At 65.1% G+C, this 22,306-nt stretch carries 25 protein-coding genes; 15 read left to right on the top strand and 10 right to left on the bottom strand.

The annotated features are described in order from the left end of the window. Positions 1-8 precede the first annotated feature (8 nt). On the bottom strand, positions 9-443 hold the full coding sequence (locus QP164_RS02845) for a YjfI family protein (RefSeq protein WP_332743086.1): 435 nt from the start codon (positions 441-443) through the stop codon (positions 9-11). A 225-nt stretch (positions 444-668) separates the two neighbouring features. On the opposite strand from QP164_RS02845, the gene QP164_RS02840 reads away from it, so the two are divergent. The 4 genes from QP164_RS02840 to QP164_RS02825 are packed head-to-tail and all read left to right on the top strand — an operon-like array spanning position 669 to position 2,774. Further along, positions 669-1,310 carry a DUF2491 family protein gene (locus QP164_RS02840; protein ID WP_333922057.1) on the top strand — a complete coding sequence of 214 codons (642 nt, stop codon included), beginning with the start codon at positions 669-671 and terminating at the stop codon, positions 1,308-1,310. A 32-nt stretch (positions 1,311-1,342) separates the two neighbouring features. Then, positions 1,343-1,756, top strand: coding sequence for a DUF350 domain-containing protein (locus QP164_RS02835; RefSeq protein WP_333922056.1), 414 nt, complete (start codon positions 1,343-1,345; stop codon positions 1,754-1,756). An 11-nt stretch (positions 1,757-1,767) separates the two neighbouring features. Further along, on the top strand, positions 1,768-2,337 hold the full coding sequence (locus tag QP164_RS02830) for a DUF1190 domain-containing protein (RefSeq protein ID WP_333922055.1): 570 nt from the start codon (positions 1,768-1,770) through the stop codon (positions 2,335-2,337). 44 nt (positions 2,338-2,381) lie between these two features. Further along, positions 2,382-2,774: a VOC family protein gene (locus QP164_RS02825; RefSeq protein ID WP_333922054.1), complete on the top strand. Its 393-nt coding sequence runs from the start codon at positions 2,382-2,384 to the stop codon at positions 2,772-2,774. Between the two features lie 4 nt (positions 2,775-2,778). On the opposite strand, the gene QP164_RS02820 is transcribed toward QP164_RS02825, so the two are convergent. From QP164_RS02820 to QP164_RS02810, 3 genes are all read right to left on the bottom strand, one after another. Further along, positions 2,779-4,266: an MFS transporter gene (locus QP164_RS02820; RefSeq protein ID WP_333922053.1), complete on the bottom strand. Its 1,488-nt coding sequence runs from the start codon at positions 4,264-4,266 to the stop codon at positions 2,779-2,781. Beyond that, positions 4,267-5,346, bottom strand: a complete 1,080-nt coding sequence (locus QP164_RS02815; RefSeq protein WP_443027467.1) for a LacI family DNA-binding transcriptional regulator — start codon at positions 5,344-5,346, stop codon at positions 4,267-4,269. Between the two features lie 208 nt (positions 5,347-5,554). Next, on the bottom strand, positions 5,555-6,181 hold the full coding sequence (locus QP164_RS02810) for a glutathione S-transferase family protein (RefSeq protein ID WP_333922052.1): 627 nt from the start codon (positions 6,179-6,181) through the stop codon (positions 5,555-5,557). Positions 6,182-6,283: 102 nt separating this feature from the next. Here QP164_RS02810 and QP164_RS02805 point away from each other — a divergent pair, with 102 nt between their 5' ends. Further along, a complete protein-coding gene (locus QP164_RS02805) occupies positions 6,284-7,699 on the top strand; it encodes a dihydrolipoyl dehydrogenase (RefSeq protein WP_333922051.1) in 1,416 nt (471 codons plus the stop codon). Positions 7,700-7,850: 151 nt separating this feature from the next. On the opposite strand, the gene QP164_RS02800 is transcribed toward QP164_RS02805, so the two are convergent. Next, on the bottom strand, positions 7,851-8,051 hold the full coding sequence (locus QP164_RS02800; protein WP_333922050.1) for a hypothetical protein: 201 nt from the start codon (positions 8,049-8,051) through the stop codon (positions 7,851-7,853). Between the two features lie 108 nt (positions 8,052-8,159). On the opposite strand from QP164_RS02800, the gene paoA reads away from it, so the two are divergent. The 4 genes from paoA (at position 8,160) to QP164_RS02780 (ending at position 13,000) form a co-directional block, all read left to right on the top strand. Next, positions 8,160-8,804 carry an aldehyde dehydrogenase iron-sulfur subunit PaoA gene (gene paoA, locus QP164_RS02795; protein WP_333922049.1) on the top strand — a complete coding sequence of 215 codons (645 nt, stop codon included), beginning with the start codon at positions 8,160-8,162 and terminating at the stop codon, positions 8,802-8,804. Continuing rightward, positions 8,801-9,751, top strand: a complete 951-nt coding sequence (locus QP164_RS02790) for an FAD binding domain-containing protein (protein ID WP_333922048.1) — start codon at positions 8,801-8,803, stop codon at positions 9,749-9,751. Before paoA ends, QP164_RS02790 begins: the two co-directional genes overlap by 4 nt. 5 nt (positions 9,752-9,756) lie before the next feature. Next, complete coding sequence (gene paoC / locus QP164_RS02785; RefSeq protein ID WP_333922047.1) at positions 9,757-11,949, top strand: aldehyde oxidoreductase molybdenum-binding subunit PaoC; 2,193 nt, start codon at positions 9,757-9,759, stop codon at positions 11,947-11,949. A gap of 91 nt (positions 11,950-12,040) precedes the next feature. Next, on the top strand, positions 12,041-13,000 hold the full coding sequence (locus QP164_RS02780; RefSeq protein ID WP_333922046.1) for an NAD(P)H-dependent flavin oxidoreductase: 960 nt from the start codon (positions 12,041-12,043) through the stop codon (positions 12,998-13,000). A gap of 152 nt (positions 13,001-13,152) precedes the next feature. Here the strand turns inward: QP164_RS02780 and QP164_RS02775 are convergent, their stop codons facing one another. After that, entirely contained in the window at positions 13,153-13,617 is a 465-nt protein-coding gene (locus QP164_RS02775) for a DUF1465 family protein (protein ID WP_132738419.1), read from the bottom strand. Between the two features lie 143 nt (positions 13,618-13,760). Beyond that, the gene (locus QP164_RS02770) at positions 13,761-13,976 is read right to left on the bottom strand and encodes a YdcH family protein (RefSeq protein ID WP_132738422.1); all 216 of its coding nucleotides are present in this window, start codon (positions 13,974-13,976) and stop codon (positions 13,761-13,763) included. Positions 13,977-14,243: 267 nt separating this feature from the next. Here QP164_RS02770 and QP164_RS02765 point away from each other — a divergent pair, with 267 nt between their 5' ends. Further along, positions 14,244-14,399, top strand: a complete 156-nt coding sequence (locus QP164_RS02765) for a YdcH family protein (RefSeq protein ID WP_082463337.1) — start codon at positions 14,244-14,246, stop codon at positions 14,397-14,399. A gap of 114 nt (positions 14,400-14,513) precedes the next feature. Here QP164_RS02765 and QP164_RS02760 read toward each other — a convergent pair whose 3' ends face one another. Next, entirely contained in the window at positions 14,514-14,897 is a 384-nt protein-coding gene (locus QP164_RS02760) for a PilZ domain-containing protein (RefSeq protein ID WP_333922045.1), read from the bottom strand. Between the two features lie 134 nt (positions 14,898-15,031). Next, the gene (dksA, locus tag QP164_RS02755; RefSeq protein ID WP_132738428.1) at positions 15,032-15,502 is read right to left on the bottom strand and encodes an RNA polymerase-binding protein DksA; all 471 of its coding nucleotides are present in this window, start codon (positions 15,500-15,502) and stop codon (positions 15,032-15,034) included. A 429-nt stretch (positions 15,503-15,931) separates the two neighbouring features. Here dksA and QP164_RS02750 point away from each other — a divergent pair, with 429 nt between their 5' ends. Then, entirely contained in the window at positions 15,932-16,843 is a 912-nt protein-coding gene (locus tag QP164_RS02750; protein ID WP_277982228.1) for a hypothetical protein, read from the top strand. A 71-nt stretch (positions 16,844-16,914) separates the two neighbouring features. On the opposite strand, the gene QP164_RS02745 is transcribed toward QP164_RS02750, so the two are convergent. After that, positions 16,915-17,355: a host attachment family protein gene (locus QP164_RS02745; protein WP_333922044.1), complete on the bottom strand. Its 441-nt coding sequence runs from the start codon at positions 17,353-17,355 to the stop codon at positions 16,915-16,917. 145 nt (positions 17,356-17,500) lie between these two features. Between QP164_RS02745 and serS the strand changes: the two genes are divergently transcribed. The 4 genes from serS (at position 17,501) to tyrS (ending at position 22,221) form a co-directional block, all read left to right on the top strand. Further along, entirely contained in the window at positions 17,501-18,778 is a 1,278-nt protein-coding gene (gene serS / locus QP164_RS02740; protein WP_333924167.1) for a serine--tRNA ligase, read from the top strand. Beyond that, on the top strand, positions 18,778-19,542 hold the full coding sequence (surE, locus tag QP164_RS02735) for a 5'/3'-nucleotidase SurE (protein WP_277982230.1): 765 nt from the start codon (positions 18,778-18,780) through the stop codon (positions 19,540-19,542). The genes serS and surE overlap by 1 nt, the downstream gene beginning before the upstream one ends. Beyond that, complete coding sequence (locus QP164_RS02730) at positions 19,542-20,747, top strand: M23 family metallopeptidase (protein WP_333922043.1); 1,206 nt, start codon at positions 19,542-19,544, stop codon at positions 20,745-20,747. Before surE ends, QP164_RS02730 begins: the two co-directional genes overlap by 1 nt. Before the next feature lie 250 nt (positions 20,748-20,997). Next, positions 20,998-22,221, top strand: a complete 1,224-nt coding sequence (gene tyrS, locus QP164_RS02725; protein WP_333922042.1) for a tyrosine--tRNA ligase — start codon at positions 20,998-21,000, stop codon at positions 22,219-22,221. Positions 22,222-22,306: the final 85 nt, after the last annotated feature.

The following is a 22,306-nucleotide window of genomic DNA, read 5'->3' as shown; positions in this document are numbered from 1 at the left end:
CGATGATGTCAGGCGGCGGGAATCTGCGCGTGGCGCAGGTCGGTGGCCGCATCGATCGCATTCTCGGCAAGCGTGCGCAGCTCGATGATCACGGTATCGAGCCGGCTCGACGTCGCAAGTTCGCCGAACAGCTCGTAATAATCGCGGCCATCGACGGTGCCGATCCCGAAGTTCGACAGCGGCACCAGCTTCTGCGACTTCAGTAGGAAGGTGTTGAACGCCAACTGGTCCTCCTGCTCGTCGCAGGGCCACAGCAACGTCGAGCACGCGATCTGCGCCTCGCTGACGTTGACGAACAGTTCGAGGTCGCCGTGGTGGTGCATCGTCACCAGCAGCACCGGGTCCGCGCCTTCCAGGATCCGCGCGGTGAATTCGCCGGCTTTCGCAGGCTCGGACGTGTCGAGCGCGGCCTTCAGGCTGCGGACGGTCCAGATGTCGGTCAATGCAAGAACTCCCGTGCTTGTCGCTCGACCGCACACATAGGCTTTTCGCGAGCGCCTGCCACCCTCCCCACTTCGGTCATCCTGACGAAAGTCAGGACCCAGGGTCACGGACGGCGGCGCTGTTGGCTCTGGGTCCTGACTTTCGTCAGGATGACGGGGTTGCGCTTTGCGAGCCGGCCCGCTTTGGCCTAAGAGGCACGCCAACCACAGAGACGCGAGGATTGCATGTTCGATCGCCTGTTCGGCCGCAAGCCAGCGCTTGACGGCAACGCCCTGCCCGTCGTCCGCAACGTCACGCTGGGGAGAACGGTGACGGTCGATCCACTCGCATGGCGGCGGTTTGGGTCGGAACTCCTGTTTCCGTTCGACCGCGATACGCTGGTGATCGTCGCGCAAGGCCTGATCGACCTGAACGAGGGCGGCTTCGTCCACCGGTTCTACACCGACGACGACATCATGTTCCAGGCGGTGTCTAACGACCGCGATGGGCAGGACGTAACGGACGTCACGCTGTTCGCACCATGGGACAGCAGCTATCCATCGTCCGCCGCCGAGCGTCCAGCGTGGAAGAGCCGGCTCAAGGCACGCACCTTCACCGCCGAAGGACTGCCCGAATACAGCCGCGCATGGTTCGGCCCCGAAGCGAGCGAGCAGGAGCCGGTGACGTTCTGGGAGGAACTGCACGACGACCGCGACGGGGTCGTCGACCGCCGCATCTTCCAGACCTGCATGCTGTTCAGCCGCGACCTGCCGGGCGACGACGGCCGCGAACTGCTACTCGCGATCGACATGGAGACGGAGTCCGGCGACGTCTCGTTCGAGATCATGCTGGGCGTGGCACTGGAACTCGGCGAGTTCCGCGCCTAGCGTCACGCGCAGACGGCTCCGGGGGAATTGCCATGATCGACCAATATAGCTTCGGCGCCAGCGCGCTCGCCTTCCTGATCGCGTTCGTCGCGGCGGGGGCGTTCACGATCGTCTTCAAGATCGTCTATCAGGTCGCGACCCCGTATCATGAGAAGTCGTTGATCCGGGAGGGCAATACCGCTGCGGCGATCACGCTCGGCGCGGCCTTGCTCGGCTATGTCCTGCCGCTGGCCTCCGCGCTGACGCATACGGTTTCGCTAGTCGAGTTCGCGGTTTGGGCGTTGCTTGCGGGCGTGATCCAGATCGTGACGTTCCTGGTGGTTCAGCATTTCGTGATGCGCGACTTCAACGACCGGATCGTGCGCGGCGAAATCGCGGCGGCGACCTATATGGCAAGCGTCTCGCTGTGCGTCGGCATCCTCAACGCCGCCTGCATGACGAACTGAGGGGCATAGCGATGAAGCGTTCCAGATCAATTGTTCTCACGAGCCTGATTGCAGGCTCGGGCATCTCGCTGACCGCGTGCGACGGCGATGTCGGTGGCAAGCCGGTCGAGGCGCAGAGCTATGCGTCGGTGGCGGAATGCCGCGCGGCGGGCGCGCTGTCCGCGGTCCAGTGCGACACCGCGTTCGAGCAGGCCAAGGCCGATGCGGCGAAGACCGCGCCTCGGTTCGAGGACAAGCAGACCTGCGAGGAGCAATACGGCGCCGCGCAGTGCGAGCCGCGCAACAACGGTAGCGGCGGCAGCTTCTTCACGCCGTTGCTGACCGGATTCCTCGTCGGGCAGGCGCTTAACGGCGGCTTCGGCAACCGCGGCGCGCCGATGTACCGGGATCGTGACGGCAATTATTTTGGCGGCGCCGGCGGGCGTATCAACCGCGACTATGTCACGGGCCGGACACGCGTGGGCTCGGACGCCTTCACACCGACCACGGCAAGAGCCCCTGCCCGCGTTCAGTCGCGCAGTTCGGTGATCTCGCGCGGCGGTTTCGGTGGCGGGTTCGGCGGACGCAGCTTCGGCGGCTGATCCGCCCATAGTAAACCGGTCTTCCGATCAGGGGGAGAGATACGATGCATGTTCCAGCGGGCTTTGCCGTCGTCACGCCGTATATCTTCGTCGACGGCGCCAACGAGTATATCGACTTCCTGACAGCCGCGTTCGCCGCGCGCGAGATCGGCCGGAGCAGCGATCCGACCGGCCGGATCGCCAATTGCCAGATGCTGTTCGACACCTCGGCGATCATGCTGAGCGAAGCGTCCGACCAATTTCCGGCGAGTTCGGTATCGCTGTACCTCTACGTCGCCGATGCGGATGCCGCGATGACACGGGCGATCGCGGCGGGCGGTGAAAGCATCATGCCGGTCTCCGACATGCCGTATGGCGACCGACAGGGCGGCATCCGCGATCCGCGCGGGATACTCTGGTGGGTGTCACAACGGATGACCGACGCGCCCTATTTCTAAGCGACTAGGCGGCCCGCGGCACTCGTAGCATTGCCAGCGCAGCCACGCCCATCACCCCCGCGGCGATCAGCATCGCCCACACTGCGTCGCCGGGGAAGAACGTCCGCACGACCTGCCCCATCACCGACGACACGATCAGCTGCGGCAACACGATGAAGATGTTGAACAACCCCATGTACACGCCGAGCTTCGCCTGCGGCAGCGCGTTGGACAGGATCGCATAGGGCATCGTCAGGATCGACGACCAAGCGATCCCGATCAGCACCATTGATCCGATCAGCAGATACTGGTCGCGCACCACGAGGAATGACGCAAACCCGGCTGCACCGCTGAGCAGCCCGAGGATATGGGCATTCCGGCGGCCGATCCGAGCGGCCAGCGTCGGCATCACGAACGCCCACAGCGTCGCCACCCCGTTGTACACCGCGAACAGCACGCCAACCCAGTTCGCGCCGTCGTTATACGCGGCACTCGTCGTGTCGGTCGTCCCGAACACGTGCTGCGTGACGATCGGCGTGGTGTAGATCCACATGATGAATAGCGCCGACCAGGTGAAAAACTGGACGAGGGCTAGTTGCTTCATCGTTTGCGGCATGGTGCCAAGATCACCGACGATCTGGCTGAGAACGTTGGACTCCCTGCCCGACCGGACCAGCGCTGCGCTGGCCAGCAACGCCGCCCCGAACGCGATCAGCCCGCCGCCGAGCAAGTAGACCGGCTTGTCGAGCCCGAACCGCGCCACCGCGGCGATGACGATTGCCCCGAGTGCGATCCACACCGGCGCGAGCTTTGCGTTCGACCGTACGACCGTGTCGCGGGGTGCAACCTCACCCTCGTCTTGGAACGCCGCCATCTCGGCCGGTGAATATTCGCTGGTCGTCAGCACGGTCCAAAGCACCGCGAAGAACAGGGCTAATGCACCGATGTAGAAACCGTATTGCACCGATGGCGGAATGCCGCCCGCGGGCGCGGTATTCGCCACTTGAAACACGTCGGTCAGGATGATCGGCGCGAGGCTCCCAATCACCGCGCCAGCACCGATGAACCCGGTCTGGAACGCGAACCCCGCGGTCCGCTGGCGGCTGCCGAGCATGTCGCCGACGAACGCGCGGAATGGCTCCATCGCGACGTTGAGCGATCCGTCGAGCATCCACAGCAGCACCGCCGCCACCCACAGCACCGGCGCGTTGGGCATCGCCAGCAGCGCGATCGTGGCGAGCATCGCGCCGGCGAGGAAATACGGCCGCCGGCGCCCGAGCTTGCCCCAGGTCCGGTCGCTGTAATGTCCGATCACCGGCTGGACCAGCAGCCCGGTCAGCGGCGCGGCGATCCACAGAAAGGCGAGATCGTCGACGCTGGTCCCCAGCGACTGGAAGATCCGGCTGACGTTCGCATTCTGCAGCGCGAAGCCGATCTGGATTCCGAAGAACCCGAACGAGATGTTCCACAGCCCCCAGAACCCCTGGGCCGGCTTCTCTCTACGTGACAGCATTCAGCGTCCTTCACCCGACGAACGCCGGATCACGAGTTGGGTGGGCAGCATCATGCTCTCGACCGGGCGATTGCCGATCCGCGCGAGCAGCATCTCGACGAGCCGCCGCCCGGCCAGACCGCTATCCTGCGCTATCGTCGTAAGTGGTGGGTTGGCGAGGCTGGCCGCGGGGATGTCGTCGAACCCGACGATCGCGACATCGTACGGCACGGCGATCCCCGCCCCTGCCAGCACGCGCATCGCCGCCAGTGCGATCAGATCGCTCGCGGCGACGATCGCGTCGAACTGAACGCCGCGCTGGAGCAGTTCGTGCGTGGCCCTGGTCGCGTCCTCCTCGGTCGAGATCGATTCGACCTGGAGTCGCGGATCGACCGTCAGGCCTTGCTCACCGAGCGCTGCGACATAGCCGCGATACCGATCGTGGAACTCGGGATAATGATCGGTCGCACTACCGAGAAACGCGATCCGCCTACGCCCCCGTTCGAGCAAATGCCGCGCCGCCGCCGTGCCGCCTGCGATATTGTCACAACCGATCGTCAGACCAGGCTGGCCTGGCTGGACCGAGCCCCAGCGAATGAAGTGCGTCCCCTGCGCGACCAGCATCTCGAGCCGCGCGCGATAATCGGCATAATCGCCATATCCCAGCAGGATCAGCCCGTCGGCGCGGTGGCTGTCCTCGTAATCGGTGTGCCAGTCGCTGGAGAATTGCTGGAACGATACGAGCAGATCGTAGCCGTGCGACGCGCACGCCGCCATCATCGCGCCGAGCATGCCGAGGAAGAACGGATTGACCACCGTCTCGTCGGGCGTCGGATCGCGGAACAACAGCAGCGCGATCGTCTTTGTCGTGCCGTTGCGGAGGTTGGAGGCGCTGCGATCGACGGTGTAGTTGAGCTGTCGCGCAATCGCCTCGATCCGTTGCCGCGTTGCGAGATTGACCGTCGGGCTGCCGCGCAATGCCCGCGAAACCGTCGGTTGCGACACGCCCGCCAGTTGCGCGATGTCGAACGAAGTCGGCTTTCCCGTGAGCTTGCCCATGGGCTTGGCGGCGGCAGTCACGACGATCGGGTCCTCCAGCATCCTCACGGTTACACACGCGCCTTGCTGGCGGGGTGACCGTGATCGAGCATCACTCGAGAATGCTGGGCGCGTCAACGAACGGCGCGGCGGGACCGTGACAATCGTGCCACAGAATCATGCCGCTACCGCTACCATGCCGCTGAATACGTATGCGCAGGCCATGCGGGGCCCGCCACCCCGGCTCAGCGTCGGGATGGCGGTCACGCGATTAGCCGCGCGTTGGCATCAACGGTCCGCCGATCTCCGTTGCGGCGATGAACGCCGGGCGCGCGCGCAGGCGATCGAGATAGGCGGCGACTTCGGGATGCTCTTTCAACAAGCCCGTGCTTTCCGCGATCGCGAGCATGTAGCACATCTGGATATCGGCCAGCATGAGCTGCTCGCCCATGAGATATGGGCCATCGCCAACGCCTGCAGCGATATAGTCGAGCGTCTTGGTCACCTCGGGGCCGGTGAACTTGGTCAGGCCTTCGGGCAGTCCTCCCATCCGCTTGCCGAACATCGTCATCATGATCGGCAACGCCGCCGAGCTTTCGACATATTGGAGCCACTCGTCGTGGATCGCGGCGGCGTCGCTGTCGACCGGCGGGGAGAAACGCCGGTCGCCGTAGCGTTCGTCGATGTACGTCAGGATCGGTGCGCTCTCGGCCAGCGTCAGCGCATCGTCGACGAGGACCGGTGCCTTGCCGAGCGGGTGGATCGCCTTCAGCTCGGGCGGGGCACGGAAGTTCTCGTCACGCTCGTATTTGACGAGGTCGTATTCGATACCGAGTTCCTCGAGCAGCCAGAGCACGCGGATCGAGCGCGAGTAGTTCAGGTGGTGGAGGGTTAACATGAGCGTCCTTCGTCAGGGAATGTGCTGCACTGCGGAACGGCTGGGTGGCGTCGAAGGTTTCGTCGAGCGTGGCTCCGGAATTCTCCGGCAACGGAGAGACTTATGACGAAGCTGACCTGCGACGTGGCGATCATCGGCGCCGGGACCGCTGGCCTCGCCGCCGAACGCAGTGCGCGTCGCAATGGTGCGAAGACGCTGCTGATCGACGAGGGCTTTGGCGGTACGACCTGTGCGAGCGTGGGATGTATGCCTTCCAAGCTGTTGATCGCGGCGGGGAATGCGATGCATGCGGTCGAGCAGGCTTCGGTGTTCGGGGTCGAGGCGTCGGGTAGGGTGGATGGCGTCGCGGTAATGACGCGGGTTCGCGAGGAACGCGACGCGTTCGTCGCCGGGGTCGAGGCTTCAATCGACAAACTGCCCGACGACGTGAAGATCGAGGCGCGTGCGAAATTCGCTGGCGCGACGGTCCTGTCGCTCAGCGATGGTCGCGAGGTTCATGCAAAGGCGGTGGTGATCGCGACCGGATCGAGCCCGATGATCCCCGCAATGTTCGACGCGGTGCGCGACCGGGTTCTGACCAACGAAAGCATCTTCGAACTGAACGATCTGCCCAAGTCGCTCGGTGTGGTCGGTGCGGGCGCCTTGGGGCTCGAACTGGCGCAGGCGATGGCGCGGCTCGGCGTCGAGACGATGGTGTTCGATACGGGTGCGACGATCGGCGGACTGAAGGATCACCATGTCGCTGAGGCGTATCATGCGATCCTGTCGCGCGAGATGCCGATCCTGCTGGGTGTCGAACTCGAGGTGAAGCCCGAGAGTGATGGCGTCATGCTGTCGTGGAGTGGGTCGGCTTCCGGCAAGCAGCGCTTCGATTATCTGCTGGTCGCGACCGGGCGACCGCCGCGCATCAAGGGCATCGGGCTCGAGACGACCGGCCTCACGCTCGATGAGCATGGCATGCCGGAGTATGATTGCGAGACGATGCAGTGCGGTACCGCGCCAATCTTCATTGCGGGCGATGCCGACCACGACCGTGCCGTGCTGCACGAGGCGTCGGCAGAAGGCACGATCGCGGGGCGGAATGCGGCGAGCTATCCCGAGGTGACGCCGGGCAAACGGACGGTGCCGTTCGCGATCACGTTCACGCATCCCAACGTCGCGGTGATCGGCAAGATCGCCAAGGACGATGATGCGGACAGCGTTATCGGCACTGCGTCGTATGACGATCAGGGTCGCGCCAAGGTCGAAGCATGCAATGCGGGATTGGTGCGGTTCTATGCGGATCGCCGTGATGGGCGGCTGACCGGCGCGACGATGGCGGGGCCGGCGGTCGAGCATAGCGCGCACCTGATTGCCTGGGCGATCCAGAGCGGCTGGACGGCGACCGAGGTTTTGGACCTGCCTTTCTATCATCCGACGTTCGAGGAGGGGATGAAGGGCGCGCTCCGATCGATCTGTAGCGAGGTGCATGCGCCGACTCCGCCGGATCGCGATGACGGGTTTACGCCGGGGACTTGAAGCTTTGCACGACCGATCCTCCCCCGCAAGGGGGAGGTGGCACCGCAGGTGACGGAGGGGAGGACTCGGAGCGGCGGTTTTCCTTTCCTCCCCCTCCGTCTGTCAAGCGCCAGCCACCTCCCCCTGGCGGGGGAGGATCGCGAGATTAGCGCTACTCCTCCAGATCGAGATACGCCACCACGTCGTTTTCCGTCGCCAGATACAGCCCCGCTTGCACATCCTCCTCCTGCTGCGCGGCGATCGCCAGCGCCTCGCCCAGCGGCCCGTAGAACAGCGTCGTCGCCGCCCCGCCCTCGCCGCTGTCGTCGAGATGATACAGCCGGACCGACACGCCGGAAGAAATCGTCCGCATTACAATACCCTACCCAAAGCTTCATGACCGAGAATTCACGGAACCAAATGCGGAGCAGCGCAACTTTGCCGCGCTTCACCCGTTAGGCCAACATATACAGGGGTTTATATGCATCAGGATGAAGGTTTTCCGGTATCGCGCCGTGGCGTGATCGCCGGCGGTGTCGCGTCGGCTACATTGGCGGCGGCACCCGCGGCGCAGGCACAGACGCAGGGCACCACGCAGTCGGCGCCGCCAACGATGCCGGTCACGCTCAAGGTCAACGGTCGCACCACCAAGCTCAACGTCGACACGCGCACCACGCTGCTCGACGCGCTGCGCGAGAATTTGAAGCTCACCGGCACCAAGAAGGGTTGTGATCACGGTCAGTGCGGCGCGTGCACGGTGATCGTCGAGGGTCGCCGCATCAACAGCTGCCTGACGCTTGCGGTCATGCACGAAGGCGAGGAGATCACGACGATCGAAGGCCTCGGCACGCCCGAGAAGCTGCACGCGATGCAGGCGGCGTTCGTCAAGCATGACGGCTATCAGTGCGGCTATTGCACCCCCGGCCAGATCTGTTCGGCAGTCGCCACGCTCGGCGAGATCAAGGCGGGCATCCCAAGCCACGTCACCGGCGATATCGCCGCGCAGCCTGCGGTTACCACCGACGAACTGCGCGAGCGGATGAGCGGCAACATCTGCCGCTGCGGTGCCTATGCGAACATCATCGACGCGATCCACGACGTCGCGGGTACGGAGCGCAGCGCATGAAGGCCTTTACCTACGAACGCGCGAGCTCGGCCAAGGAAGCCGCCAGCGCCGCAGTCCGCACCCCGGGCGCGAAGTTCATCGCGGGCGGCACCAACCTGCTCGACCTGATGAAGCTCCAGATCGAGACGCCGCAGCATCTGATCGACGTCAACGGCCTCGGCCTCGACAAGATCACGCCCACATCCGATGGCGGCCTTCGCGTCGGTGCGCTCGTCCGTAACACCGACCTCGCCGCCGATGCGCGCGTGCGGAAGGATTACGGCGTGCTCAGCCGTGCGCTGGTGTCCGGCGCGTCGGGTCAGCTCCGCAACAAGGCGACGACCGCTGGCAACCTGCTCCAGCGCACGCGGTGCCCGTATTTCTACGACACCACCAAGCCCTGCAATAAGCGCCAGCCCGGCAGCGGCTGCGCGGCGATCGGCGGGTTCAACCGCAACCTCGCCGTGATGGGCACGAGCGATGCGTGCATCGCGACGCATCCGAGCGACATGGCTGTTGCGATGCGCGTTCTGGATGCGACGGTCGAGACGGTGAACGCCGACGGCCAGACGCGGGCGATTCCGATTGCGGACTTTCACCGCCTACCGGGCACGACGCCGAACATCGAGACATCGCTCGCGTCCGGTGAGCTGATCACGGCAGTGACGTTGCCCAAGCCGATTGGTGGCACGCATATCTACCAGAAGGTGCGTGATCGTGCGTCGTACGCGTTCGCGCTGATCTCGGTTGCCGCCGTGATCCAGCCGGGTGGCCGCGGGCGTCTTGCGTTCGGTGGTCTTGCGCACAAGCCATGGCGCGTCGAAGCGGCCGAGGCTCAGATGCCCAACGGCGCCAAGGCGACCGCGTCGGCCGTCCTCGCCGGCGCCCGCACCACATCACAGAACGCGTTCAAGCTGCCGTTGGTCGAACGCACCATCGGCGCCGTGTTCGAAGAAGCGAAGGCCTGATCGCCATGAAGTTCGATACCCCCGCCACGGCGAACCCGACCGACCGCATGAAGGTGCTCGGCCAGCCGCTCGATCGCATCGATGGCAAGCTGAAGACCACCGGCACTGCGCATTACGCCTATGAGCGCAACGACGCCGCACCGAATGCGGCCTATGGCTACATCCTTGGCGCGGCGATCGCCAAGGGCCGGATCGAGAGCATCGACACGGCTGATGCGAAGGCCGCGCCGGGCGTGCTCGCGGTCGTCACTTATGAGAACGCCGGCAAGCTCGGCAAGGCGAAGAACCACACGGCACGGATGCTCGCCGGGCCCGAGGTCCAGCATTACGACCAGGCCGTCGCGTTAGTCGTTGCCGAGACGTTCGAGCAGGCGCGCGCCGCCACCAAGCTGCTCCGCGTCAACTACGCGCGGGCCGCGGGCAAGTTCGATCTCGCCGCATCGCAAGCATCGGCAACCAAGCCCAAGAGTGGCAACCCCGACACTGCCGTCGGCGATTTCGCCGGCGCATTCGCCAAGGCCGCGGTGAAGGTCGACGAGCGCTACACCACGCCCGACCAGAGCCACATGATGATGGAGCCGCACTCCACCACCGCGGCGTGGAAGGACGGCAAGCTTACGCTTTGGACGTCCAACCAGATGATCGCCTGGGCGGTCGGCGACATGAGCGAGACGCTGCTGCTGCCCAAGGAAAACATCCATGTGATGTCGCCTTATGTGGGTGGTGGTTTCGGGTCGAAGCTCTGGGTCCGTAGCGATGCCGTAATGGCGGCGCTCGGCTCGCGTGCGATCGGCGGACGTCCGGTGAAGCTCGCGCTCGCCCGCCCGCAGGTGATGAACAACACGACGCATCGCCCCGCGACGATCCAGCGCCTCCGCATCGGCGCGCAGAAAGACGGCAAGATCACCGCGATCGCGCATGAGAGCTGGTCGGGCGATCTGCCCGGCGGTGGTCCCGAAACGGCGCCGAATGCGACCCGCCTGCTCTACGCCGGTGCGAACCGCATGACCGCGACGCGTCTCGCCGTGCTCGATCTCCCCGAGGGCAACGCGATGCGCGCGCCGGGCGAGGCCGTCGGCCTGCTCGCGCTCGAAGCGGCGATGGACGAACTGGCCGAGAAGCTGAAGATGGACCCGGTCCAGCTGCGGATCATCAACGACACGCAGGTCGATCCGGAAAAGCCGACGCGTCAGTTCTCGCAGCGCGATCTGGTCGGCTGCCTGAAGACCGGCGCCGAACGCTTCGGCTGGAACAAGCGCAACCCCGTCCCCGGTCAGGTCCGCGACGGCCGCTGGCTGGTCGGCATGGGCATGGCGTCGGCGTTCCGCGACAACGTCACGATGAAGTCGGGCGCACGCGTCGGGATCGACAAGAAGGGCGTCGTCACCGTTGCCACTGACATGACCGACATCGGCACCGGCAGCTACACGATCATCGGCCAGACGGTGGCCGAAATGATGGGCGTGCCGATGGACAAGGTCATCGTCCTGCTCGGCGACAGCAGCTTCCCGGCCTCGTCGGGCTCGGGCGGCCAGTGGGGCGGCAACAGCTCGACGGCGGGCGTCTATGCCGCGTGCATGGCGCTGCGTGACTCGGTTGCACGGAAACTCGGGTTCAACTCGACCGACGTCGTGTTCGAGGACGGCAAGGTGAAGTCGGGCAACCGCAGCGTTTCGCTTGCCGAGGCCGCAGGCGATGCCGGCATCTCCGCCGAGGACACGATCGAGTTCGGCGACCTGACCAAGACCTATGCGCAGGCGACGTTCGGCGCGCATTTCGTCGAGGTCGGCGTCGACTCGGCGACCGGTGAAATCCGCGTCCGCCGGATGAGTGGCGCGTTCGCCGCGGGCCGTATCCTCAACCCGAAATCGGCCCGCAGCCAGGTGATCGGGGCGATGACGATGGGCGTCGGTGCGGCGTTGATGGAAGACGCGATCGTCGACACGCGGTTCGGCTATTTCGTCAACCATGACCTCGCCGAATATCATGTGCCGGCGCATGCCGACATTCCGATGCAGGACGTGTTCTTCATGGACGAACTCGACGAAAAGTCCTCGCCGATGAAGGCCAAGGGCATCGGCGAGCTCGGCCTGTGCGGCGTCGGCGCGGCGATCGCCAACGCGGTCTACAACGCGTGCGGTGTCCGCATCCGCGAATACCCGCTGACGCTCGACAAGGTCATCGGCAAGATGGCCTGATACCCTGCCCTCCACTTCGCCGCATCGCCGGCCGGGGTGGAGGGCAAAACCGGGTCTGGCGCGGGCGAATAGGTTGCGCTAGGAAACTGGCATGACCGTACCCGCTATTCTAAAAAACTTGCGCCTGCCCGTCATCGGCTCGCCGTTGTTTATCATTTCCGGCCCCGAGCTGGTGATCGCGCAGTGCAAGGCGGGCATCGTCGGATCGTTCCCCGCGCTCAATGCGCGCCCGCAGGCGATGCTCGACGAGTGGCTGCACCGGATCACCGAGGAACTCAGCGCGCATAACCGCTCTAATCCCGATCGCCCGGCGGCACCGTTCGCGGTCAACCAGATCGTCCACAAATCGAACGACCGGCTCGAGAGCGATCTCGAGACGTGCGCCAAGTGGCAGGTGCCGATCGTTATTACCTCGCTCGGCGCACGCGAGGACCTGAACACCGCGGTACACGGCTGGGGCGGCATCACGCTGCACGACGTGATCGACGACCGGTTCGCGCGGAAGGCTATCGAGAAGGGCGCCGACGGTCTTATCGCGGTCGCAGCCGGGGCCGGTGGTCATGCCGGTCGCCTATCGCCGTTCGCGATCATCCAGGAAATCCGCCAGTGGTTCGAAGGCCCGCTCGCACTATCGGGCTCTATCGCGACCGGTGACGCGGTGCTCGCGGCGCAGGCGATGGGCGCGGACTTCGGCTATATCGGTTCGCCGTTCATCGCGACCACCGAGGCGAACGCGGATGCGGCTTACAAGGACGGCATCGTCGCGGGCAAGGCGGCCGATATCGTCTATTCGAACCTGTTCACCGGCGTGCACGGCAACTACCTCCGCGCGTCGATCGAGGCGGCGGGCATGGACCCCGACAATCTGCCCGAGGGCGACCTGAAGACGATGGATTTCGGCGGCGGCAACGGCTCGAAGCCGAAGGCATGGCGCGACATCTGGGGTTCGGGCCAGGGCATCGGCGCGGTCAGTAAGGTCGAAAGCGTCGCCGATCGCGTCGATCGACTGGAGCGCGAGTACCGCGCGGCGCGGACGCGATTGGCGCTCTGACCGCTCTATCCCAAGCCTTGCTGGGCCTCGTTCGCGAGCGAGGGTCACCCCGCCTCTCCAGGTGAAGGCGCGATGCAGCAAATGACCCAGCCTCCTCGGCTCGAGGCGTATCCGTACTAGTCGGTCGGATCGTGACTGCGGCCGGGTAAGCCCTAGAACGATGCCCGTGCGAGCATGCGCTGTATCGACAAGGCGGGGCTGGTGACATCGAGGTCGATCTGGTCCAGTCCCCGATCAAGCCGGCCGACCCGGCGATGCAAATCGGCGCTGGCCTCGATCAGCGTCCGCGCCCGCGTCGGCAGGACGTCGAGCAGGCTCTGGTCGGTCGCCGGAGCATCTCCAAGCCGTCGTGCGGGATCGAGCGCATCGCGAGGGTGTAACTCGCCCGACTCGATCGCTCGCTGCGTCAACAACCAGGCAATCACGTGCATCAATCGCGTCGTCACTTTCAGCGACTCGCAACTGAAGCTCACGCGGATCATCGGATCGAGCGTATCCCGGTCCGTGCGCCCTACCTCATCGAAATAGGTGCGTGCCTCATCGGCCAACACCATCGCTTCGCTATACAGCGCATCGACCAGTCGCCGATGCAAAGGCGATTCCTGCAGACCATTCATCGAGGTGCGATGCCATAGCCACTCCGCCCCGCCCAGTGTGATGACCAGCGATCCAACCGGCGGTTTGTACGAAACGTACCAAAACGATGCACCTTGGACACAGACGGTGATCAGTGCGTCCTGATGCTCGTCATCACCGCCGCTTAGGCGATGATATCGGGGACGAGTATGTCCTCGCACGCGGCGATCTCATCGCGCAGCCTAAGCTTCCGCTTCTTCAATCGTGCAATCTGCAACTGGTCCGGGACCGGCAGCAGGATCAGGGCGGCGATCGCATCGTCGAGGTCGCGGTGCTCGATCCGCATCCCGTCGAGCCGAACCCGAATCTGCGCCTCGTCCACGCCGTCTCTAAGATACATGCCGATCCTCCGTCGCCCGAGTCCTTAGCAAATGCGGACGCGCTGGCGAGCGCTAAAGCGTCGCGAGGATCGCGTCGGGCGCAAGCGCGTCATGCAACGAAACTACGGATAAATGGACCCGGCCGACATGGGTCTTGATCTTACCGCCCAAAAACGGGTCATCGCCTGAACCGGTCGCCCAATCGATTTGGTCCATTTTCGATGAAGACATTATCGTGACATGGTGGTTTACTCAGGACCCAAACCTAATGCAGGAGGTACTTCACTGTGCAGACGACGCATCAGACAGCCCTGGAAACCAAGCACGCCGTGCTCGATCAGCGAATCGCCGCCGAAACGCACCGGCCCTTGCCCGACGCTGCTATCCTCGCGAGCCTGAAGAAGCAGAAACTGCGGCTCAAGGAAGAGATCGTCAGCCTGTAATGGTCTGAACCACACCTATCCTGCGATCGCTCTTCAGGCAGGGACTTGAGGAGCGATCGTCACGGTCAGGCGCATTCGGGGCCGCTGCACGAGGGTATCACTAAACCTAAAAACTCACGAAACAGATGATTTGGCGGTTGCACTAGTTGGTTTGCGCGCCTTTTTAGGATCGATCGGCTTATCGAGCGCGATCCCCATCCGTCCGGCCATGCTCCACGCGACCTTGCCGACGATCTCGCCGATCCCGCGCAGATTGAGCCAGACGCGGGTGCCAACCTCGGCTGGCCTGTCCAGCTCGATCATCAGCCCTCCCTCGGACAGATTGCGGACGCGAACCTCGTGTACGATGCGCTCGTCACCAAGTTGGCATTGCGCGACCAGCAAGAGACTGTCGCGCGGCAATGCCCGCTTTCCGGAACCCGAATCTCCCGACGGTGCATCCTGCACCACGCCATCCGAAGATCGATCCGTGGCTGTCGTACGATCGAAGCTGTCCATCATTGTCTCGCACCGTCGAGGCCCAGTGGCCGAAGCCACGTTCACGTATAGACCAAATACCCGCCGAAATACTTAACGGCGGGCGCCAGCCGATCGCGACTCTAGCTCAGGCTCGATCGAGGGGATATCCCGAATCAATCCTCGCGCGAGACCTTCTCGTTGCGCTCATGCCGCTCCTGCGCCTCGACCGTCATCGTCGCGATCGGGCGTGCCTCAAGCCGGGCCAGGCTGATCGGCTCGCCGGTGACCTCGCAATAGCCATATTCGCCCTCGTCGATCCGGCGAATCGCCGCCTCGATCTTCGAGACAAGCTTGCGCTGCCTATCCCGCGTGCGGAGTTCGATCGACCAGTCGGTTTCGCTCGACGCACGATCCGTGAGATCCGCCTCGCGCAGCGAATCCACCTGCAACTGCGACAAGGTCTCCTGCGACTCCCGAAGGATCGCCTCCTTCCACTCCTGCAACTTACGACGGAAATACGCCTGCTGCTTCAAGCTCATAAAGGGTTCGTCGGCATCAGGCCGATAGCCTTCCACGTCGCTGTCGTTCGCAGCGTTTCGGTTGGTAGTTCCGGTATCGTCCATACGATTCATCACGGTTGCCATACCACTCTCCCTCTGGCCCCGTCGGATCAACCACGCTGATCTCCGAGGACCGCCCCCAAATGGTGAATGGGCCTATAGTCGTGCACGGAGGCGACCACAAGCGACCGGACTTGCGCAAACATCGCCTGCTTCGACATTATATTACAAGTATACAATTTCGCGTTTCATGCCGGGCAGCCGACCAATGGCTATGTCTCCTCCCCATTCGCTTTCCAGACGCTCAAAGATGTCCCAAGCCGGCACGTTAACGGCGAGTCAAATGCATCGATGTCGGCAAACAGGTGATTCAGCCCGCCGAATGTGGTTAATGCTATTGCGCTTAACGGTTTGTTTTGCAGTTAGTGGGATAGCGATGTCGTAATCATCGCACACGGGGATCCGGCAACACGAGGGTGCCGGCAACGAAAGAATGACGCTATGTCGGTTAGGATGGCCTTGGCCAAATTGTGCGCCTGTGCGTGTGGTGGTGCCCTGATCGGCGGCGGCGCCGTGCATGTTGCGGAAAGCTCCAATCGCACCGCCAATACCAAGCGGGTACTCGTCAAACGCGTTGCCCGCCCGCAGATTGCCGCTGTGCAGCGACCCCGCGTTCGCCGCGTCACCACCACGACCCGGACGACCTGTGCTCCGACCGTCGTCACGGTCGCCAATGCCGCGCCGGTCCCGATCCCCGCGCCGGTTGGCGAGGGGTATATCGGCGGCGGCGGCGCTGGTGCTGCGCCGGTTGTCATTGGCGGCAGCGGTGGGTTTTTCGGCGGCGGGCTTGGCGGAGGCTTCGGGGGCGGCTTTGGCGGAAGCGGCGGCTCGAGCGGCAGTATCGTCATCTCGTCGACGTCGAGCGGCGGGTCGACGTCGGCCGGCGGCTCCAGCGGCGATGTGTCCTCGTCATCCAGCGGCAACGTGTCGACCTCGTCGAGCAGCGCATCATCGGCCTCCTCCGCGTCCTCGGCATCGTCCGCCAGCAGCGGCAGTTCGTCCGGCGGCAAGCCTGACAAACCCGGTCATGACGGGTCGAGCTATGGCTCGAGCAGCAAGGGCTGGGGATCGAACGGCGGCTGGAATTCGACCGGCGGGTGGAGCTCGAACGGATCATCGGGAAGCTCAGCCTCGTCGGGCAGCAGTGCATCGTCGGCAAGCTCGAGTGGGTCGAGTGCCAGCAGCGCGAGCAGTGCCAGCAGCGCGTCGAGTGCCAGCAGCGCCAGTTCGAGCGGCAGCACGGGGTCGAGCGGCGGGCCACCTGCACCGGTTCCCGCGCCGCCGATGGTGCTGCTGTTCGGTGCGGCCGCGGCCGCGCTGGTCGCCCGCAAACGCTTCGCCAAGCCGGCCGCGATCGCCGCCTGACGCTTTCGCCTCACACATTCAAAAGGCCCCGCTGGACATGTCCGGCGGGGCCTTTTGCTTAGGCGCTGAAGTCAGGCCGCCTTTAGCGCTTTCTCGATGTCCGCGATCGGATGGCCGGTCAGATCCTTGTCGAGCTCGCCCGTCAGCCGGCTGCTGACCTCCTTGTGGTAATGCTTGCGCAGCTCGCCGAGAGTCTTGGGCGGCGCGACGACGATGAGCGACTCGTAATCGTTCTTGAGCGCGCGGATCTTGAGGAAATCGGCGGCTTCGGTGGCGAAACGATCCTCCTCGAGATGGTGGAAGTCAGTCGGCTCGACCGAACTCTGCACACCGCCACGCGGTGACGACGCACGCCCGGCGGCATCGGTTGCCTGATCGCGGGTCGCGGGATTGACGTGCTCCTGTGCCTTTTCAACGACCAGGTTGAAGTCCGTATTGTCGCCCTCGTTGCGCAGAAACAGCATTTTCCGACCGTCCGCGACGAGCACGACCGAGTTATGGGGAAGATGCATGCGATATCTCCTTCTTCGCTGTGCGTGTGATGAATGAACGCCCCGCAAACTCGAGAGGTTGCGGCGCGTTCCGATCCTTCCCGGCAAAGGGGGATTAGGAGGGCCCGCCTTGCGCCTGCGCACCCGTCTCGGCATAGCCTCGGGCATGCACGACATACGCCTGATCCGCGACGATCCCGCCGCCTTCGACGCCGCCCTCGCCAAACGAGGCTTCGCACCGCAGTCCGCTGCGCTGGTCGCGCTCGACGAGCAGCGGCGGGCGACGATCGCGGAGTCACAGACCGCGCAAACCCGTCGCAACGAGCTGTCGAAGGCGATCGGCCAGGCCAAGGCACAGAAGGACGAGGCGAAGGCGCAGGCGCTGATGGCCGAGGTCGCGAGCCTGAAGGAGGCGCTGCCGCAGCTCGAGGCGGACGAGGCGCGGCTGAGCGGCGAGCTAGGCGACATGCTCGCGGCGATTCCCAACCTTCCCGCAGCAGACGTCCCCGAGGGCGGTGGCGAGGACGACAACGCGCTCGTCCATACCCGCGGCACGCCCACGATTTTCGCCTTTACCGCTCGCGAGCATGACGCGATCGGCCCTGCGATCGGCCTCGATTTCGAGACCGGTGCGGCGATGTCCGGCGCGCGGTTCACGCTCGTTCGCGGGCCTGCCGCCAAGCTGCAGCGCGCGCTGGGCCAGTTCATGCTCGATCACGTCGCCGACGCTGGCTTCGAGCAGGTCTCGCCGCCGCTTCTCGTCCGCGACGAGGCCGTATTTGGTACCGGCCAGTTGCCGAAATTCTCGGAGGATCTGTTCCGTACCACCGATGGTCGCTGGCTAATCCCGACCGCGGAGGTGAGCCTCACCAACATCGTTCGCGAGCAGATCCTGACCGAAGCCGAACTGCCGCTGCGCTTCACCGCGCTGACGCCGTGCTTCCGCTCCGAGGCAGGCGCAGCAGGGCGCGATACGCGCGGCTATATCCGCCAGCATCAGTTCGACAAGGTCGAGATGGTCTCGATCGTCACCCCCGACATGTCGGAAGCCGAGCACGAGCGGATGACGGCGTGCGCGGAGGGCGTTCTCGACGCGTTGCAGCTGCCGTTCAGGCGGATGCTCCTATGCACCGGCGACATGGGCTTTACCGCGGCACGCACCTACGATCTCGAAGTCTGGCTGCCGGGCCAGGCGCGCTATCGCGAGATCAGCAGCGTCTCGACCTGCACCGATTTCCAGGCGCGCCGGATGAACGCGCGCTATCGGCCCGAGGGCGAGAAGGGCACGCGGTTCGTCCACACGCTCAACGGGTCGGCGCTCGCGGTCGGCCGGACGCTCGTAGCGGTGCTGGAGAACTATCAGCAGGAAGACGGCTCGGTCGCGGTGCCGACGGTGCTCCAGCCGTATCTCGGCGGTCTGACAGTGTTGGAGCCGAAGCGCTGATGCGGATCCTGCTGACCAACGACGATGGCTATCATGCGCCCGGTCTCAAGGTGCTGGAGACGATCGCGCGGACCTTTTCGGACGATGTCTGGGTGGTGGCGCCTGCCGACGAACAGTCCGGCGCGGGCCATTCGCTGACGCTGTCGCGGCCGATCCGCGTGCGGAAGCATGGCGAGAAGCGCTTCGCCGTTGCGGGCACGCCGACCGATGCGGTGATGATGGCGCTCGCCAAGATCATGAAGGATTGCCCGCCCGACCTGATCCTGTCGGGCGTCAACCGCGGCGCGAACCTCGCCGAGGACGTAACCTATTCGGGCACCGTCTCGGCAGCGATGGAAGGCGCGCTGGGCGGCATCCGATCGATCGCGCTGAGCCAGATCTACAGCCGCGAGGGCATGGGCGACAGCGTGCCATTCGAGGCCGCCGCCGCCTGGGGCGAGCGCGTATTGCGCCCGCTGATCGATGCGCCGCTCGCGCCGCGGACGCTGGTCAACATCAACTTTCCCGCCGGCCCGGCCGATGCGGTGAAGGGCGTTCGCGTCGTCGGCCAGGGCCTGCGCGACTATGGTCGGTTGCAGATCGTCAGCAACACCGACCCGCGCGGCTACGAGTATCACTGGTTCGCGCTGGGCCGCACCGTCGAGACGCCCGCGCACGCGACCGACCTCGAGGCGACCGCGGAGGGGTATGTGTCGGTGACTCCGCTGCATCTCGACCTGACGCATTTCGAGTCGATGGATATGCTCGAACGGGCCTATCGCTGATGCGGCGCGCGAGCCTGTTTGCGGTGGCGACAGTGCCGCTGCTCGGGCTCGTCGCGTGTATTCCGCAGGTCGAACGTCCGGCCGGTTACGGCACCGCGCCGGGCCAGCCGTATCGCGATCCCCCGCCGCGGCGCGATGATCAGCCCCGTCGGGACGATGATCGGCCCCGTCGGGACAATGATCGGCCCCGTCGGGACAATGATCGGCCACGACAAGACGACGATCGGCCGCGCCGGGACGACACGCCGCCGCAGGATATTCCTGGCCGCGATACCGGCGAAGTCGCCGCCCTGCCCGCACCGCGCCCCGCCTGGGAAGCGCGGCCGGTCAGCGCCGATGCGAAGACCATTCCCGACTCGACCTATCTCGTTCGGCCCGGCGATACGCTCGCCCGTGTGGTCGACCGCAGCGGCGCGAGCATGGAAGCCATCGCGCGCGCCAACGACCTTGAATCGCCCTACACGATCCGCGCCGGCCAGCGGCTGACGATCCCCGGCGGGCGTTATCACCAGGTTCGCCGCGGCGAGACCGGGATCGCGATCGCGCGCGCGTACGGCGTCGAATGGTCGCGGATCGTCGCCGCCAACGCGCTGGTTGAGCCGTACGTGCTGCGTGCCGATCAGCGGATCCAGATCCCCGATGCTCCGGGCGGCGGCAGGCCAAGTGCCTCGGAACGCGCGCAGGCGTTCAAGCTCGATATCGACGACATCCTCACCGGCGGCGAGCCCGCGCTGGCGAGCAATCAGGCGCCCGCTCGGCCGATCGCGACACCGCGCCGCGTGCTGCCGTCGAACGCAGTCGTCACCGCCCCAGCGCGTCTGGCGAGCGGCGGGTTCCTGTGGCCCGTCGACGGCAAGCTCGTGAAGCGCTTCGGTCCGGGTGCGAGCGGCGAACGTAACGACGGGATCAAGATCGCCGTGCCGATGTCGACACCGATCCATGCCGCGGCGGACGGCGTGGTCGCCTATGTCGGCGACGGCATCGCCGCGCTCGGCGGTCTGGTGATCGTCAAGCATGGCGGCGGCTGGACCAGCGTCTACGGCCATGCGTCGAAACTGCTGGTGCAGCGCGGCCAGAGTGTGAAGCGCGGCCAGACGATCGCGCTGTCGGGCGACACCGGGTTCGCGGATCGTCCGGAACTGCACTTCGAACTGCGCAAGGGGCGGACGCCGGTGGATCCGACGTCGCAACTGCCGCGAAGCTGATCCGTCCACCACCGTAACCCACTCCCTTCCCGTCATCCCAGCGAAAGCTGGGATATCCCGGTTCGGGCCACGGCACCCGCCCCACAAAGATCCCAGCTTTCGCTGGGATGACGGTTGAGGCTGGGATGACGGTGATGGCCGGGATGACGTGAATCTCCCCTCCCGCTTGCGGGAGGGGTCGGGGAGGGCATGGGGGCGAGGAAGCCCCTCCCTAACCCCTCCCGCAAGCGGAAGGGGAACGAGACGCACCATGACCTACCAGTCCGACCTGCTCACCACGCTGACCTCGCGCGGCTATGTCCACCAGATGACCGACGCGACCGCGCTCGATGCACTCGCGGGCAAGCAGGTCGTGCCCGGCTATATCGGCTTCGATCCGACCGCGCCGTCGCTCCACGTCGGCAGCCTCGTCCAGATCATGCTGCTCCGCCGGCTCCAGCAGACCGGGCACAAGCCGATCGTGCTGATGGGCGGCGGTACCGGCAAGATCGGCGACCCGAGCTTCAAGGACGAGGCGCGCAAGCTTCTCGGCGAGGACGGGATCAAGGCCAACGTCGCCTCGATCCGTCGCATCTTCGAGCGCTTCCTCACGTTCGGTGACGGGCCCACGGACGCGGTGATGCTCGACAATGCCGAATGGCTCGACGCGCTCGAATACATCCCGTTCCTGCGCGACGTCGGCCAGCATTTTTCGGTCAACCGGATGCTCGCGTTCGACTCGGTCAAGCTCCGCCTCGACCGCGAACAGTCGCTGAGCTTCCTAGAATTCAATTACATGATCCTCCAGGCGTACGACTTCCTAGAGCTGTCGCGCCGCGCCGAATGCCGCCTGCAAATGGGCGGCTCGGATCAATGGGGCAACATCGTCAACGGCATCGAGCTGTCGCGCCGGATGGACGGCACCGAGGTGTACGGCGTCACCACGCCGCTGATCACCACGGCCGACGGCGGCAAGATGGGCAAGACGATGTCCGGCGCGGTCTGGCTGCACGAGGATCAATTGCCGAACTTCGATTACTGGCAGTTCTGGCGCAACACCGACGACCGCGACGTCGGCCGCTTCCTGCGGCTATTCACCGACCTGCCACTCGACGAGATCGCCCGTCTCGAAGCGCTCGAGGGCGCGGAAATCAACGCCGCCAAGATTGTGCTCGCCAATGATGCGACGGCAATGTGCCGCGGCCGGGCTGCCGCCGAACAGGCAGCGGAGACTGCGCGAAAGACCTTCGAGGAGGGTGCATCGGGCGATTCCTTGCCAAGCTTTGCCGTTGCGAGTGGCTCGATCGGGATCGTCGAGGCGCTCGTCGGGCTAGGCTTCGTCGCCTCCAACGGCGAAGCGCGACGGAAGATCGCCGAGGGTGCGGTGCGGATCGACGGTGCCGTCGAGAAGGAGCCGACCGCCTCGATCGAGGTCGCGGCGCCGGTCCGTTTGAGCCTCGGGAAAAAGCGTCATGGGATGCTAACTCCCTCGTAACGGAGGGTATTTTGGTTGTGGAAAACACGCCGTTAAGCATCTCCGTTCGCACGAGGTTCACAGCGACGCCGTTAAGCCGATGGTC

The sequence above is a fragment of the Sphingomonas sp. LR59 genome (assembly GCF_036855945.1).
Lineage (GTDB): Bacteria > Pseudomonadota > Alphaproteobacteria > Sphingomonadales > Sphingomonadaceae > Sphingomonas.
This window is presented reverse-complemented; position numbering and strand designations above follow the sequence as displayed.